Genomic DNA, 14,372 nt, shown 5'->3' with positions numbered 1-14,372 from the left:
AAAAACCCATTCACTCGGGTAGTTAAGTTCGATTTACGTACGCAAAAAGCTGACGAAGAAGGTGTGATACCAAGCAAAGAAATGCTTAATCTGACTCTTAAAACCTCGGTTAACTACCACCTCAATAAATCTAAAATTGGTGATATTTATAATAGCGTAGGCGTTGATTACTTCGATAAACTAATAGAACCTCACATCCGCTCAAGCATTCGCCAGATAACAAGTAATTATAATGCAGATCAGTTCTTCTCAGGAGACAGAAACGAAATAGCTGCTAATATTCAAAAATCATTAATACAAGAATTAGAATCAAGAGGAGTGATTATTGAGTCGATAATGCTTAAGGAAATATTGCCTCCCGAATCAATCCGCCGAGCAATTGAAAATAAACAAGCTCAACAACAAGAAGCTGAAGGGATGAAATTTAGGCTGCAGCGAGAAAAACTGGAAGCAGAGCGTAAGAAAATTGAAGCCGAAGGTATTCAACAGTTCCAAGAAATTGTTAAGCGCGGAATAGACCAAAATTTATTGGCATGGAAAGGAATAGAGGCTACAGAATCTTTAGCTAAATCGCCAAACACTAAAATTATCATTATTGGAAATAATGAGAAGGGTGGGTTACCGCTGATTATGCCAACTAAAAATTGAAATTCGGCGCCATATAGAGATTTAACCCTATGAGGAATAGGTAGTCCATGACCGCCATGGAATATCATTAGGTCTGATTAATTCAAATAATCAGACCTAATATGCTTGAGCTACCCCTTGCGAAAAGAAACCCAGGAAATTCAATTGTTATCATTTTTTTCATAATATAATTATGCGCCATTTATAAAATAGCGCTGTATTGAGGTGTTCACGATAAATCTCTAAACCAGGATGCCGCTTCCAGCTTGTTTTAGAATTGACAGTATTGTCGAGTAACCATAAAAAACAATGAGTTATTCCTGTTATTGGACTTTCCCAATAAATTCGCTACATTTTTTTTATGAACTATAATTGTATGAGCATTGGAGTAATTCAGTGATTCCGTCTAAGGATTAGGCTATGGAAAATCTACTCATCATTAAAAAAGAAGTTTCTGCCTCCATTCCTTCAAAATATGGTTCTTTTGAACTTTCTTTATTTACTACGAATCGAGATAATAAGGAGCATCTTTTACTTACCTATGGGGCTGTCCACAATACCGATGATATTTTAGTCCGAATTCATTCAGAGTGTATGACTGGCGATATTTTGGGATCATTGCGTTGTGATTGCGGGGAACAACTACAATTGAGTATGAGTCAAATTGCTAATGAAGGTCGCGGCATCATTATTTACCTCCGGCAAGAAGGACGAGGAATTGGCCTTATTGACAAATTACGCACCTATAATTTGCAGGACCAAGGAAAAGATACCGTTGATGCTAATTTAGCATTAGGCCATGAAGATGATGCACGCTCTTATGAAGTGGCAGCACATATTTTAAATGAGTTACAAATCAAATCCCTGCGTTTGCTTACCAATAACCCTAAAAAAATAGAAGCGCTAAATCAATATCATTTCAACGTTATCTCAAGAGTTCCTATAAAAGGCATTATTCATTCGCATAATGCCTTTTATTTGTTAACTAAAAAACAAAAAATGGCACATTTTTTCGAGGAGGAAGAGCTTAAAGAGTTGCATGAAAAGTGCTCCACTTCCGTAAAAAATAGACCCATGGTGACATTGGCTTATGCACAAAGCCTGGATGGGTCCATCTCATGTCATCGGAAAAAAAGGCTCATGTTAAGTTCGCAAGAATCCTTGGTGCTGACGCACAAATTACGTTCTGAGAATGACGCAATATTGGTTGGAGTAGGTACTGTTATTTCGGATGACCCGCTTCTAACCGTTCGTCACTATCAAGGGAAAAATCCTCAAGTTGTTATTTTAGATAGTACACTTCGCATTCCATTAACCGCACGAGTATTAAAAAATTCAAGTCCTCCTATAATTTTCACAACAGAACGAGCTGATCGTGAAAAGCTAAAATTACTTACCGAGATGAATGCTAAGATTGTTTTAGTTGACTCAATATGTGATGGTCAAGTTGATTTAAATAAAGCTTTAGAGGAACTACTTAGTATCGGTATTAAAACAGTAATGGTGGAAGGAGGAAGAACCATTATAACTAATTTTATTAATGAAAATCTTGTTGATAAAGTAATCATCACGGTGGCTCCGATTTTTGTTGGTGGAATTTCAGTTTTATCAAAAGAAATAAAGGAGAATTTTGGCTTCCCTCAATTAAAGAATGTACTTCAATATAAGCTAGGTAATGATATTATTATTAGGGCTGATATCGAAAGGAATCTATCTTGAAAAACCATGTACTTTATTTTAATAAACCAAATCAAGTATCGATCTTGGAAGAGTCTATTCCCCAGCCTAAAACAGATGAACTATTGATTCAAAATATCATGTCCGGCATAAGCTCAGGAACAGAAATGCTTTTTTATCGCGGTTTAATGCCACACGACCTGAGCATTGATGAAATAATTCCATCCCTCAACCATCAATTGGATTACCCATTTAAATACGGTTATTGTTCTGTAGGTAAAGTAATTGAAACCGGTAATAGAAAATTAAACCATTTATTAAACAAATTGGTGTTTGTATTTAATCCTCATGAAAGTTATTTTTGTGCAAAGGAACAACAAATTATCGTGTTACCAGAGCATATATCTCCCCATGACGCTTTATTTATACCTAATATGGAAACAGCAACAAATTTGATATTAGATGGTGCGCCTTTAATCGGAGAAAATGTGCTTATTTTAGGGCTTGGGATTGTTGGTCTTCTTACCATGGATTTACTTCAGCAATTTCCGTTAACCAGCCTTCTCGGGATTGATTTATATGAAAAAAGGAGAAGTTTGGGTATGCAATTGGGAGCAGAATTTACTTTTGATGCCAGCCAATCTGATCTTGATTTGCAATTGAGCAGTTATCTTAAAAAAATAAAACAAAACCAAATAGATCTTATTTATGAATTGTCAGGCAATCCTGCTGCACTTAACACTGCAATTTCATTTGCTGCTTATGAAGGACGCATCGTTCTGGGCTCTTGGTATGGCAGAAAGCCCTGTTCTATTGATTTAGGAGGCCGTTTTCATCGAAATAGGATTAAACTTATCGCAAGCCAAGTCAGCACTATTGCATCTGAACTTCAAGGTAGATGGACTAAGGAACGCCGATTTGAGATTGTCTTTAAAATGTTGGAGAAAATAAAACCATCGCGTTTCATTTCTCATAACTTTCATATTAGTGATGCGAATAAAGCCTATCAATTACTGGATTCTAATCCAAATGATACGTTATTTATCACTCTAAACTATAAGGTGTAATGATGCATTGTTTAATGTTGAGGAAAAATTTCATTGCCCAACATTTCTTAATTGGGAAAGACTTTGGTTGCGAAAATCTAACACATTCTCACCACTATAGATTTGAGTTGGAAATTGAGAATAAACATCTTGATCAATACAATTTTCTAATCGATATAGTTGAAGTAAGAGCATACATCGATCAATTAATCTCCTATTTCCAAGACAAGATATTAAACGATCTTCCTGAATTTATAAACCAAAATCCCAGTCTTGAACTTTTTTCTAAAATCCTCTGGCAAAAATTTGATAATCATTTTGAATTTCCCGCTAACAGCCAAATCATAGTTAGATTATGGGAGGATGAAATTGCTCAAGCCAGTTATCGAGAAGCAATATACGCGTAGGATTAATCATTTATGACTCTTTAAATGTCACTACTGGCGGTCTTAAGGGGAGCAGCGGAACAGCCAACTCACTTAAGGAATAAAAATTATTAAAAACAAGTGGTTATATATCATGAAAAAATTATCTGGAATATAATTTCAATTAGGGTAGTTCAAATAATAAATTTTCTGTAATTATATTTTACATTTATGCCTGGATTTGATCTGATTTTCTTCGAATATCACCCATTGCTTGGGCGCACATTGCCTTCACGGGCAAATACAGTTTTAAGAAAAGTAACGGCAATATTGATATTAGATCGATGGTTGATGCGATGGAAAAACATTTGAAGCAACGTTTTTGGAAATCAGTCTCGTCCGAAGTAAACCCTACATGATATTGCGCATAATATTTGGCTAAACTTGAAATCCCACTTTTTGGAAGTTCTTCTGCACGACCCCTATTAATCATCATCGTCTTTTTCAACCCAACAATCGCTTGGCCCACCCGGTGGCGTAGGTCTGGTAGGAATTGGTGTTGGGCGAAAAGTTGCACCTGACTGGTTGGCTGAGGAGCCCTCAGAGGCTATTTTTTGATTGGCAATGATCCTTTTGTTTAAATTCTTCATTAAGATTTTCCCTTTAAATATACAAAAGAGATCGTTATCATGAACGGTGCTATCGGTGTCACATTTTCCAATAATGAATAGATTCGCATCATTTTCATCATTAAAATTGGCGATATTTTTTCTTTCCAGAGAATCCCCAGTTTGAATCATCACGTTGAATAAAAAAAGGATGGTGTTAGTGAAATCCAAATCTTCCTCAGCATACCGGGCATAGCCAACAGAAATATTCTCCGGGTTAAATTTTTTCAGTAATTGAGAATCATCATAGAGTCTATAAATAATTTTTTTATGTTGCATCTCATCGTTAGATATTTTTTTTGTTACAAAAATTTGTGCATCATCCAATTCACAAAATTCAGCAATTGGTTTTTCTTCGCCTCGCGCAAATTGTTCTGTAATTTTATAGTGCATATGACATCCCTAGGATCATTCCTCATTCATAATAATAGCATGGACAAATTTAGCTCAGGAGTGCACCTGTAGGTTAATCCAGAACAAGTGGATGAATTAGCCCAAGGAAAGCCTTGCATTATAGACTTGTCCCTATTTGGGGGCCTGTGGAAGAACCCCCAAAAGTGGGCGTTCTGTGTTCTCGGCAATTTAATCAATCAAAATAAGCAAACAATTAAATTCGGTCCAAATCTTTTTTTGTAAGATTGCTTGTGGCATCTCCCGTATTCAATGTTGCTTTGGGTTCAATTAACATGACATGAACCTCATTTTCTGCTATTGGCAAATGCTCAACTCCTTTCGGAATTATAATAAATTCACCTTCTTTTAATTCAACATCCTGATCTCTAAATTTTATTAAAAGGTTTCCCTTAATGATAAAAAAAAGCTCATCTTCGTTATCATGTTTATGCCATACAAACTCACCTTTGAATTTTGCCAGCTTTACATGAGAATGATTCAGATCACCTACTATCTTTGGTGACCAGTATTCATTAAATAAATCAAATTTGTTCTTAATGTTAACTTTTTGCATAGTAAAGAAGCTCCCCTATGATTTCATATCAGGTAAGGATAAAAATAATTTTTATCCTATTTGAACATTTCTAGATCGCAGGTACAAATACAAAGTTGTTTAGAAATATCTAATTGTTCAGCTATTTTTTCACAGGAATAGTGCCATTTTTATAAAGTGGCATTTATCTCGTCGTTAATAATGACCTCGTAATGAAAAAATTTCCATTCTTAACAAAGGTTTGGACACTTATCAGTACTACAATCTTTATCCCTTTTAAAATATCATTGCCAGTTTTGGCCAGATATGCGGAAAAACCCTAATTTATAAAAAACTGTTGACCTTAACGTTACGTAATCCCTTATCGTGCAATTTGTCAGTTAGAGGAACATTAGAAATGTCATACACGGTAAAAAAATTAGCTAAGCTCTCAGGAGTTAGTTCTCGTACCCTTCGTTTTTACGATGAAATTGGTTTATTAAAGCCAGGTTACTACGGCGAAAATAATTATCGATATTACGAAGAAGAGCAACTTCTGATGTTACAGCAAATTTTATTTTCCGTGAACTTGGTTTTCCTCTAAGTGATATACAGAGGATTGTTAGCTGTGATGATTTTAATAGGATCGAGGCATTAAAATCACATAAAAATATCCTTCTACAAGATCTTGAGCGGACACAAAATCTTATCAAGACCATTGACAAAACAATTGCACATTTAAGAGGGGAAATAGAAATGAAAAATGAAGAATTTTATTATGGATTTGATTCTGAAAAACAAAAACAGTATGAAAAAGACATGGTTAAAAAGGGAATAGTTAGCCAGGAGTTTATGAACGAGTGCAAAGAAAAAACCAAACAATGGAATGAGAAGGACAAGGCTGATTTCTTACAAGAAGGAGAGGAAATAAATAAGGCTTTTGTCGTGGCGATCCAAAAGAAGTTGAAGCCTTCATCAAATGAAGTTCAAACTTTGGTTCGCAGGCATTATGCGTGGATCAAACGCAGCTGGACGCCAACAAGAGAGAGTTATATTGGTTTAAGCCAGATATATCAAACCCCAGAATTTAAGAAATTTTTTGAGGGTCATCATCCTGAATTACTTGGGTTTATAGTTAAGGCAATGAAGATATTTGCTGAAACTGAATTAAATTAGATGGAGTCAAATAGGTCAATACACTGGTATTGGCCTATCATGACCCGACCAAATATAACTATTGGTAATAAACTGAACATCAAACGGTCCTTTTCGTCAGAAACCCGGCCGAATCTTAGATAGGAAGCGTATGAATACTATTTTGTTACGTTGCTTTTGCAAAAACACTTCCAGCTCATAACCTTCGTTATCCACCGCACGCCATAAATAATAGGATTCACGATTAATTCGAAGTTGTTGTTCATCAAAATGCCATTTATCCGAGGTCCTAGGCTCGCGCTTTTTAATCACGGCCTTAAAATGAGAACCAAACTTGATGCACCACCGGCGTACCGTTTCTTAGCTCACTTCGACCTCACGATATAATAAGCGATCTGGTAACTGTCATTAAAACGATGATAACTCCACACCGCAATGATGATGAGCTCTACAGGATGTCGATCTCTTTTTGGCTTCTTTCATAGCATCTTAAGCTCTAAGTAAATTAAGGTCAGTTTAGCTCAAAGTTAAGTTGACGGTGCCCTCTGGTGCATAATGCTGAACCCAGCGATAAACTGTCCTATGGTCAATCGTCAACCCACGCTCCGTCATCATTTCTTCCAGATCTCTATAACTAATCGCATATTTACAATACCACCATACACACCAAAGTATCACTTACCCATGAAAATCGCGCCACTTGAATGACGATGGATTGTTCATAGAATTCCTTACTTTTAAAATCTGGTTTCATGAATTAATCATTACTCTTATGCTTGATAACCAGGTTTTTTTGAATTAAAATAGCCCATCTTGCTCGCCAAATAAGCTAGCCCATGATAAACAAAAAACGTTTAATTAACTTTATCTCCCTATTATTACTAGCTTTGTATGGAGACTCTTACGCCATCTGTCCTCAGATTAATTTTCAAGCACGATGTATTAATAATTCTTGGCAAGTTTTGCTCGATACTAGTGATAAAAAATATTGTAGTGGTCTTAGGTATAGGCAGTGGACGTTAATGAGTGAAGACGTCAACGGCAAACCTTGCCAACTAGGGGAACAAGCAAAAATAACCTCTTGGAATTATGCGACTGAATCTTCATTTTTTAATGTTGTAACGTGTAATTATACCTTGCTTAACGATTCGTTTGTAAAAATTGGTGATTTTCAAATTAAAAATCATGATGTGACGCATTATGATAAAAATTGGGAAACAGGTGAGCAACCTGGTGACTGGGTTTGTCGTCTTGATCAAAAAGAGTGTAATTTTAGAGCTAAGTATCCTAAATAAATAAGGCTACATTTATCACAGTCAATAATACTAACATCTTGTTGGCAACCCTACTGTATTTAAAAAGATCTCTTTGTTTTCTTTTTAAAATCATTTAATAAAGGTTCATTCTTAAAAGCTCGCTTCATATATTCACTATTAGATAAGCCAAATATAACCCTCTTGACCTCTTAAACTATTTCCTTGTAGATAATTAGCGATATTTCCCTGCTTCCTCAAGAGAATCTGAATTAACTAGTGCCGAAGCTTTAAGCCATTGTCCATGACTAAACATATTAATACCATCTTCAATAGGATGATTTTTTATTTTGGATTTCATATTTAAATTTAACTGAATCAAGGTAATTGCTATTCTGATTCATCAATGACATTAAATAATTGGTACGCACGGCCATCTTCTAATTCAGCATGCATAAAATCCATAGACCAGCATTCGTTGATGGCACTTGACACTATTGAATAAATGTTTAAAAGACTAATCAACCTATATAAATAAGTTTTATTTACGGACTCATCATTGTTTTATTATCAATTTCACCTCGTAATTGTTTTTGCCGAAGATGAGAATCTTGTAAACTCTTGAATATATAATCCACAACTGAAAAATATTTTACATTTATGCCTGGATAGATCTGATTTTAGTCTTAAGGCCGAAATAGCACAGAACGACAAATTGGATAGCCTGTGATTATTAGCTAATACCAATCCAATTAGACTTTGGTGGATTGGATTTAAATCGTTGGCAGCGCTCTATGAATATAGGCGCAATGAAGTCAGCGGGATAAATTTCTAAACCGCGTTTAAAATGGACAATAGCCTCATTCCATGATTGTTGTTTATAGAACAAAAATCCTTGCTCAAAGGCAGCGCTATAAGCATTGAGATCAAACTCAAGTTGTTGAATATCGTCCGTTAAAAGCTCGTAAATGTAAAAGCTTTGCGTACGACCCTTAACGATGACACAATCTATCAATCTTAAAACAAATTGATCCTTTATTTCTTCATAAACAGTATCACTTACAATGATCTTCGTTCCGTAATTTTTATTAATGCTTTCAAGCCGGCTAGCAATATTAATGGTATCACCTAAAGCGGTATAATTTAGTCGTTCAGAGGAGCCAAGATTACCTACAATTGCGTCACCCATATGGATACCAATACGAGTGACAAGAGTCTTATTTCCCTTTTGTTCCCAAATGTTATTTAACTCATTTAATTTTTTTTGACAACGCAAAGCAGCCCTTGCCGCATGATGGTTAGGGCTTTTATTAGGCAAAGGGGCACCCCAAAATGCCATAATCGCATCACCAATGTATTTATCTATTGTACCTTTTTCATCAATAATAATTTTTGACAATTCTTCAAAATAGACTCCCATCCGATGTATTAACTCGTTAGGATCCATTTTTTCAGCAATCGTGGTGAAATTTTCAATATCCGAAAAGAAAACAGTCAACGTTTTTTTAACACCGCCTGTTCTAACATCTTCACCTGATTCTATTAACTGTCTTACTAGAACCTTAGGGATATATTTTTGGAATAGTTTAAGTCCCAATTTCATTGAATCTATAGAGTTTCTTAATTGAATTACTTCTTTTATTTTGGAGTGAATTAAAATTTTATGATCTAAATCAAATTCTTTGATATGTTCAGTTTCTGCGACCAATTGCTTAAGAGGCTTGACTATATGACTGACTAAACTAGACACCAAAAATATCCCTAATGCTAAAATAGCTAGGCTTAGGTACACGGTTATTGAATGCATTTTTCTTAAATTGCTAATAAAATCAATTCGAGGAGATATAATGCCAACAAGCCAGTCATGATTAGCAAAAACTATGCTGGGTGCATAAGTAACTATATAAGTGTGATCTTTATAGGGATAAGAAAATGTACGTAATTTATTCTCGCCCCTTTGCTTGTATTCTTTGCCCGTTTGATCAATTAATTGCATCAAATCCGAATTAATTCCCTTTGATTTATTATTAGCACTTGTTAATTGAACAAAAGATGAGGCATCTGAAGAGGCAATTAATTTCCCATTTTTATTAATGATAAATAAAAAACTATTAGGGGTTATTTTTTGAATTCGTTTAATAAATTGCGACAAATTACTTAAAACAATATCAACACCAAAAGCACCAAAAAATTGTCCATTTTTAAATACAGGAGCACTTACTGTTAATCCATCAGTAGGTTGAAAAGCAAATTTATAAATTTGTGTCCATACTGTTCCCTTCTCTGCTTTTACCTGCTGGTACCAAGGACGTGTACGAGGGTCATAGCTTAAATCGTTTGACAAATATTGGCTTATAACTTTACCTTGAATATCACGTTTGATGATTGTTCTTGTAAATACACCCTCACCATGTTGATAGATTTCGGAAGTAATAGTGCCATTAGACTCCTTTCTAGCATAAATAAAATTACCTTTTTCATCCGCCCAGTAGGCACCATTAGCTAAAGGCATCATTTTAACAATACCCATGGTTAGGTTGATAATGTGAGATGCAGGGACAGGTGCGTGAGTCAAGTTTTCTTCTATCAGATGGGCCGCAAATTGACAATGTATTCGAGCTGGTAAGAGGTTTCGATACAATTTATTTAATACGATTAAAGAAGTATTTTTCATATGCTCATGAGCTACACTCGATAAAGCCTCGGTATAGCGCAGTGTAGTTACCAGGATGATTAATAAGATAGTAACGACAAAAAGAGAAATAAAAAGAAAGAGCATGCTCAATCGCAGAGGAACGATCATCTCATTCAATTTTTTTAAAAGGCGCTTAATCATGCCTATTCTCACGATTGATTGATTATTTAGGATTAATTATAAACCATTTTGCTGTTATAAAAGGCTTACGTCGGGGTCTACAATTCAAGCGAGCCTGATTTACTCTGTTGGTTTAACCTGTTAATTAAAAAAACTAAATGTTTAGGATGGGGTCTTCATCTCAAGAACGCAGGACATTTGAGGGTTATTGATAGCCATGATTTAGTAAGGTTAAATTAATTAACGTTACAGTGATCAAGTAGCAGCAATCAGGGAATCTATAACCAAAATTTCAACCTGGGTGAAACAAAAGTTTTTTACTAAGTTTTGTTCAATTGATTTGGCTATTAAATTCACTTTGTAACAATGATGTCTTCATCAGTGACCAGTAAAAACACGGGCAAGAAAACTATCATTCTTTTCGTAGTCATTTAATACCACTGCGATTTTTTTTCCCTGCTCTTTAAACCTTGTATAATTCAAAGACAAATTTGTCAGCCTAGTTGAGTCTAGGCTTGACAACATATCATAATAACAACCGCCTCACATCCAGTGATTATAAATACTTTTTTTAATTAATAGAAAATTCACTGTTGTTGGCTGCTCCCTTTTCCTCAAGTTTGGAACTCTTTTGTATCGCTGAAGAAAACAAGCTGTGTTCACGGGGAGCCGAAAGCTTCGACGAATCCGCTAGCACCTTATTTTGAGCATCAAACTCGTTTAATATTTCTAATAAGTCTGCTTCCTCTTCTAGATTATTGCCTGTATGGGTCTTTAAATCATTTATTTCTGAGTAATTTTCATTATTAAAAAATCCAGGAGAATAAGGATACTCGGAAATAATCGAAGTGACATTTTGTGGCGAAATGCGTAAGCTTTCTGACTCTTGAAAAGAGCCATCCTCTTGTGCTACTAAGTGATAAGGTTGAGAGCGAACCAATGGAAAGGATGATTCCAGCGCTTTGGGGGGTTCTGACCCTGCTGCATAACTTGGCTCCAGAAGTTTAGTTCTTTTCCTTCGAGAAGCTTTAGCTTCTCTGATCACTTCAATGTCTTCTTGACTCAATTCTGCACGTATTTGAATATATTTCTCGTCATAGCCCAACTTGTAGGGCTCAGGCTTGTTATTGAAATGCTCTGATTTAGTCCATCCCCATTTAGCCGCTTTTCTTCCTGCTTCGCCACCGCGACGGTAATACTCTCTATCTTGCGGGTCAGGAAATCTTTCTCTGATACGTAGGCTTGTATCATAGCAATCTTGTGCATTTCTGTTTCTTTTCAATTCAATTCTCCAAGGATTATTACCAAAATAGCCTTTCAAAAATGTTCTATAGCAAAGAATAAAGATTAAGAGAGTATTAAAATAATTTAACCAATTGATTTTTAAGAATCATGGAGATGGGGCGCTAATAGGAGTTGGCAAATATCTTTCGAGAAAAAGTATTACCCCATTAGTCACCTCATTACACAATGATATCATTTAATTCCTTGTATTTTCCTTAAGCCAAAGAAGCCCTACCGTGTGGCTGCATCATGCAAGACATTGATTGGAAAAAGCCTTGATTGAAAGTAGCAAGCTCGGTTCTATAAATTGGAAATTTGTGAGGCGAGGAATTCCGGATTTATTAGCACTCCTTTTATCCATATTTACTTTTATTTAACAGACCATTCCTTTTTTATCTTCAATTGGTTCTGGTTCCACATCCTCATTTGTGTTCAATGACGTAGCTGCAAGTTTAATTTGGCTCACCCAATGAGATAGAGTTTGAACTAATAGGCTTTCTGTGGTGAATTCTTGCAGGACGATTTTTTCGCTATCCTTTGAATCGTGAACCGAGGATCCAATTGAATGGTTATTCAAATCAAAGAGATAACACATCATAAGCTCACAGATTGCCTGGCGAACATCCTTGTTGTTATCATTAAGTTTTTGTTTAAACTGTTCGACAATTGAGGCCAGTTTTTCCTTCCCCAAGAGCGGGGCAAGCTTTGCGAGAGAGGTAAATGCGGCTACGCGAACATTTTCATGCTGATCATCTAGTTTTCCTTCAACCTGTTCGACAATGTAGTCTTGTGTTTCTTTCTTCATAAGCGGGGCAAGTCTTGCCAGAGAGGTTTCTGCGGCTGCGCGAACAATATCATGCGGGTCATCTAGTTTTCCTTCAACTTGTTCGATAATGCAGTCTTGTGTTTCTTTCCCCATGAGCGGGGCAAGTCTTGCCAGAGAGGTTACTGCGGCTGCGCGAACAACATCATGCAGGTCATCTAGTTTTCTTTCAACCTGTTTGACAATGGAGTCCTGAGTTTCTTTCCCCATGAGCGGGGCAAGTCTTGCCAGAGAGATCAATGCCACTTTACGAACAATCTCATTCTGATCATCTAGTTTTCCTTCAACCTGTTTGACAATGGAGTCCTGGGTTTCTTTCTCCATGAGTGGGGCAAGTCTTGCCAGAGAGGGTAATGCGGCTACACGAATCATCCAATACTGGTGATCGAGTTTTCCGCTAACCAGTTTGAGAACAGAGTCCTGTGTTTCTTTCTCCATAAGCGGTGCAAGCTTTACCAGAGAGATTAATGAGGCCTTACGAACAGGCAAATACCTGTCATTTAGGTTTCTTTCAACCTGTTTGAAAATGGACTCCTGTGTTTTTTTCCCCAAGAGTGGGGCAAGCCTTGTCAGAAAGGTTAATGCGGCTACGCGAACAGTCGTATGCTCGTAATAGAGTTTACCATTACCCTGTTTTAATTTTTGTTGAATCTGTTCGACAATAGAGACCAGTGTTTCCTTTCCAGCCAACGGGGCAAGCCTTACCAGAGAGGTTAATGCGGCTGCGCGAACATTTTCATCTTCATCCTCAAGTTTTTGTTGAACCTGTTTAACAAGGTCGGGCAGTGTTTTTATATCGAATAAGGGCGCTAACTTGGCTAAATTCTCTAATGCCGTAAGTACAAGATTATTATCGGGTTGCCTTAGTTGAGCGGCTGTCGGGGCGGGGTCCAATAATGGCAATGATACATTGTTGATTGCCGCAATCAATTTTAAACCCTGTATTTTATGGCCAAAACTTAATTCAGGATGTGTTAATTGAGTTCCGAATTTCCGAGCTAATTGATTTAGATAATCCCTTTCAGTTTTATCGTTTGCAGCAGCCAAATTCTTAAGCTTTGCTAACAGTTTGAATTGGATTGGGTAAAAGGCGATACCTTTTTTTCCAAACAAAGCTCCTTCTATCGCTCTTTGCTGATCTTTATTGCAAGTTTCCCATGCATTTAAAAAATGCTCAGGCCTGTCCAATTGAGAATAGATATGCTCCAATATTTCAGGTGGCACTCTTTTAAAAAATTCAAATTTTGTCACGAGTATATAACCTTGTTTACATCAATAGGCTGCAGATTCAGTATTATTTTTTTGCTGTGCTTAATTCATTATTGATTGCTGCACCTCTTTAATCAAAGAAACGGCAGAAAGTAACCTAGCAAGGAATAATTTATTATTCATTTGCTTCCACATTAGGATTATTTGAATGTTAACCAAAGCAAAACCATTTCGAAATAGTATGTTTATACAGTGTCCATTTTATCTTAAAGAGGAGGACCAAACAATTGAGGGAATTACAGAGGGAAGTAGAAAACCTTGTGTTAGATAACCTTGTAAGGGCTTATGAAGCATTAGGAGCAGAACAAATTACAGTTATTAAAGATTTATAAAATCTTCTGGGATAAAAGTTCAATAAATGTAGTGCTAATAATTCTTTTTTTGTAATTATATATTACATTGAATACAGCAATTAATCTGATTTTTAGTCTTAAGTGGGTTGGACTGTCCCGCTGCTCCCCAAAG

General features: G+C 36.0%; 13 protein-coding genes and 2 pseudogenes. 6 read left to right on the top strand and 9 right to left on the bottom strand.

Features of this window, described 5'->3' with window-relative positions; translation table 11 throughout:
* The 4 genes from Ldro_RS14755 to Ldro_RS14740 form a co-directional block, all read left to right on the top strand.
* On the top strand, positions 1–648 hold a 648-nt coding region (locus tag Ldro_RS14755), incomplete at its 5' end, for a prohibitin family protein (RefSeq protein ID WP_193786656.1).
* A 399-nt stretch (positions 649–1,047) separates the two neighbouring features.
* A complete protein-coding gene (gene ribA / locus Ldro_RS14750; protein WP_058497181.1) occupies positions 1,048–2,346 on the top strand; it encodes a GTP cyclohydrolase II in 1,299 nt (432 codons plus the stop codon).
* The gene (locus Ldro_RS14745; RefSeq protein ID WP_058497180.1) at positions 2,343–3,371 is read left to right on the top strand and encodes a zinc-dependent alcohol dehydrogenase; all 1,029 of its coding nucleotides are present in this window, start codon (positions 2,343–2,345) and stop codon (positions 3,369–3,371) included. The genes ribA and Ldro_RS14745 overlap by 4 nt, the downstream gene beginning before the upstream one ends.
* A gap of 14 nt (positions 3,372–3,385) precedes the next feature.
* A complete protein-coding gene (locus Ldro_RS14740; RefSeq protein WP_238584031.1) occupies positions 3,386–3,757 on the top strand; it encodes a 6-pyruvoyl trahydropterin synthase family protein in 372 nt (123 codons plus the stop codon).
* A gap of 187 nt (positions 3,758–3,944) precedes the next feature.
* On the opposite strand, the gene Ldro_RS14735 is transcribed toward Ldro_RS14740, so the two are convergent.
* The 3 genes from Ldro_RS14735 to Ldro_RS14725 all read right to left on the bottom strand — a co-directional run bounded on the left by Ldro_RS14735 (position 3,945) and on the right by Ldro_RS14725 (position 5,350).
* Complete coding sequence (locus Ldro_RS14735; RefSeq protein WP_131764280.1) at positions 3,945–4,211, bottom strand: hypothetical protein; 267 nt, start codon at positions 4,209–4,211, stop codon at positions 3,945–3,947.
* The gene (locus Ldro_RS14730) at positions 4,201–4,776 is read right to left on the bottom strand and encodes a hypothetical protein (RefSeq protein WP_058497177.1); all 576 of its coding nucleotides are present in this window, start codon (positions 4,774–4,776) and stop codon (positions 4,201–4,203) included. Before Ldro_RS14730 ends, Ldro_RS14735 begins: the two co-directional genes overlap by 11 nt.
* A 214-nt stretch (positions 4,777–4,990) precedes the next feature.
* Positions 4,991–5,350 (bottom strand): cupin domain-containing protein, encoded by a 360-nt coding sequence (locus tag Ldro_RS14725; protein ID WP_058497176.1) that lies wholly within the window; start codon positions 5,348–5,350, stop codon positions 4,991–4,993.
* Between the two features lie 376 nt (positions 5,351–5,726).
* Between Ldro_RS14725 and Ldro_RS14720 the strand changes: the two are divergent.
* Positions 5,727–6,484, top strand: a pseudogene (locus tag Ldro_RS14720) (MerR family transcriptional regulator).
* A 96-nt stretch (positions 6,485–6,580) separates the two neighbouring features.
* Here the strand turns inward: Ldro_RS14720 and Ldro_RS17035 are convergent.
* Together Ldro_RS17035 and Ldro_RS16145 are read right to left on the bottom strand one after the other, a co-directional pair.
* Positions 6,581–6,775: a DDE-type integrase/transposase/recombinase gene (locus tag Ldro_RS17035; RefSeq protein WP_058497175.1), complete on the bottom strand. Its 195-nt coding sequence runs from the start codon at positions 6,773–6,775 to the stop codon at positions 6,581–6,583.
* A gap of 231 nt (positions 6,776–7,006) precedes the next feature.
* Positions 7,007–7,141 (bottom strand): annotated as a pseudogene (locus tag Ldro_RS16145) (IS6 family transposase); the annotation flags it as partial.
* Positions 7,142–7,299: 158 nt separating this feature from the next.
* On the opposite strand from Ldro_RS16145, the gene Ldro_RS16400 reads away from it, so the two are divergent.
* Positions 7,300–7,758, top strand: coding sequence for a hypothetical protein (locus Ldro_RS16400; protein WP_131764281.1), 459 nt, complete (start codon positions 7,300–7,302; stop codon positions 7,756–7,758).
* Positions 7,759–7,951: 193 nt separating this feature from the next.
* Here Ldro_RS16400 and Ldro_RS16910 read toward each other — a convergent pair whose 3' ends face one another.
* From Ldro_RS16910 to Ldro_RS14695, 4 genes are all read right to left on the bottom strand, one after another.
* The gene (locus Ldro_RS16910; protein ID WP_274519120.1) at positions 7,952–8,077 is read right to left on the bottom strand and encodes a hypothetical protein; all 126 of its coding nucleotides are present in this window, start codon (positions 8,075–8,077) and stop codon (positions 7,952–7,954) included.
* A 372-nt stretch (positions 8,078–8,449) separates the two neighbouring features.
* On the bottom strand, positions 8,450–10,552 hold the full coding sequence (locus Ldro_RS14705; RefSeq protein ID WP_058497173.1) for an adenylate/guanylate cyclase domain-containing protein: 2,103 nt from the start codon (positions 10,550–10,552) through the stop codon (positions 8,450–8,452).
* Positions 10,553–11,102: 550 nt separating this feature from the next.
* Entirely contained in the window at positions 11,103–11,813 is a 711-nt protein-coding gene (locus tag Ldro_RS14700) for a hypothetical protein (RefSeq protein ID WP_131764282.1), read from the bottom strand.
* A 375-nt stretch (positions 11,814–12,188) separates the two neighbouring features.
* Positions 12,189–13,889: a hypothetical protein gene (locus Ldro_RS14695; RefSeq protein WP_058497171.1), complete on the bottom strand. Its 1,701-nt coding sequence runs from the start codon at positions 13,887–13,889 to the stop codon at positions 12,189–12,191.
* Between the last annotated feature and the right edge of the window lie 483 nt (positions 13,890–14,372).

It is taken from the genome of Legionella drozanskii LLAP-1, assembly GCF_001467585.1.
In the GTDB taxonomy this organism is placed as follows: Bacteria; Pseudomonadota; Gammaproteobacteria; order Legionellales; family Legionellaceae; genus Tatlockia; species Tatlockia drozanskii.
The sequence above is the reverse complement of the archived record's forward strand: the minus strand, read 5'-3'. Positions and strand labels throughout refer to the sequence as shown.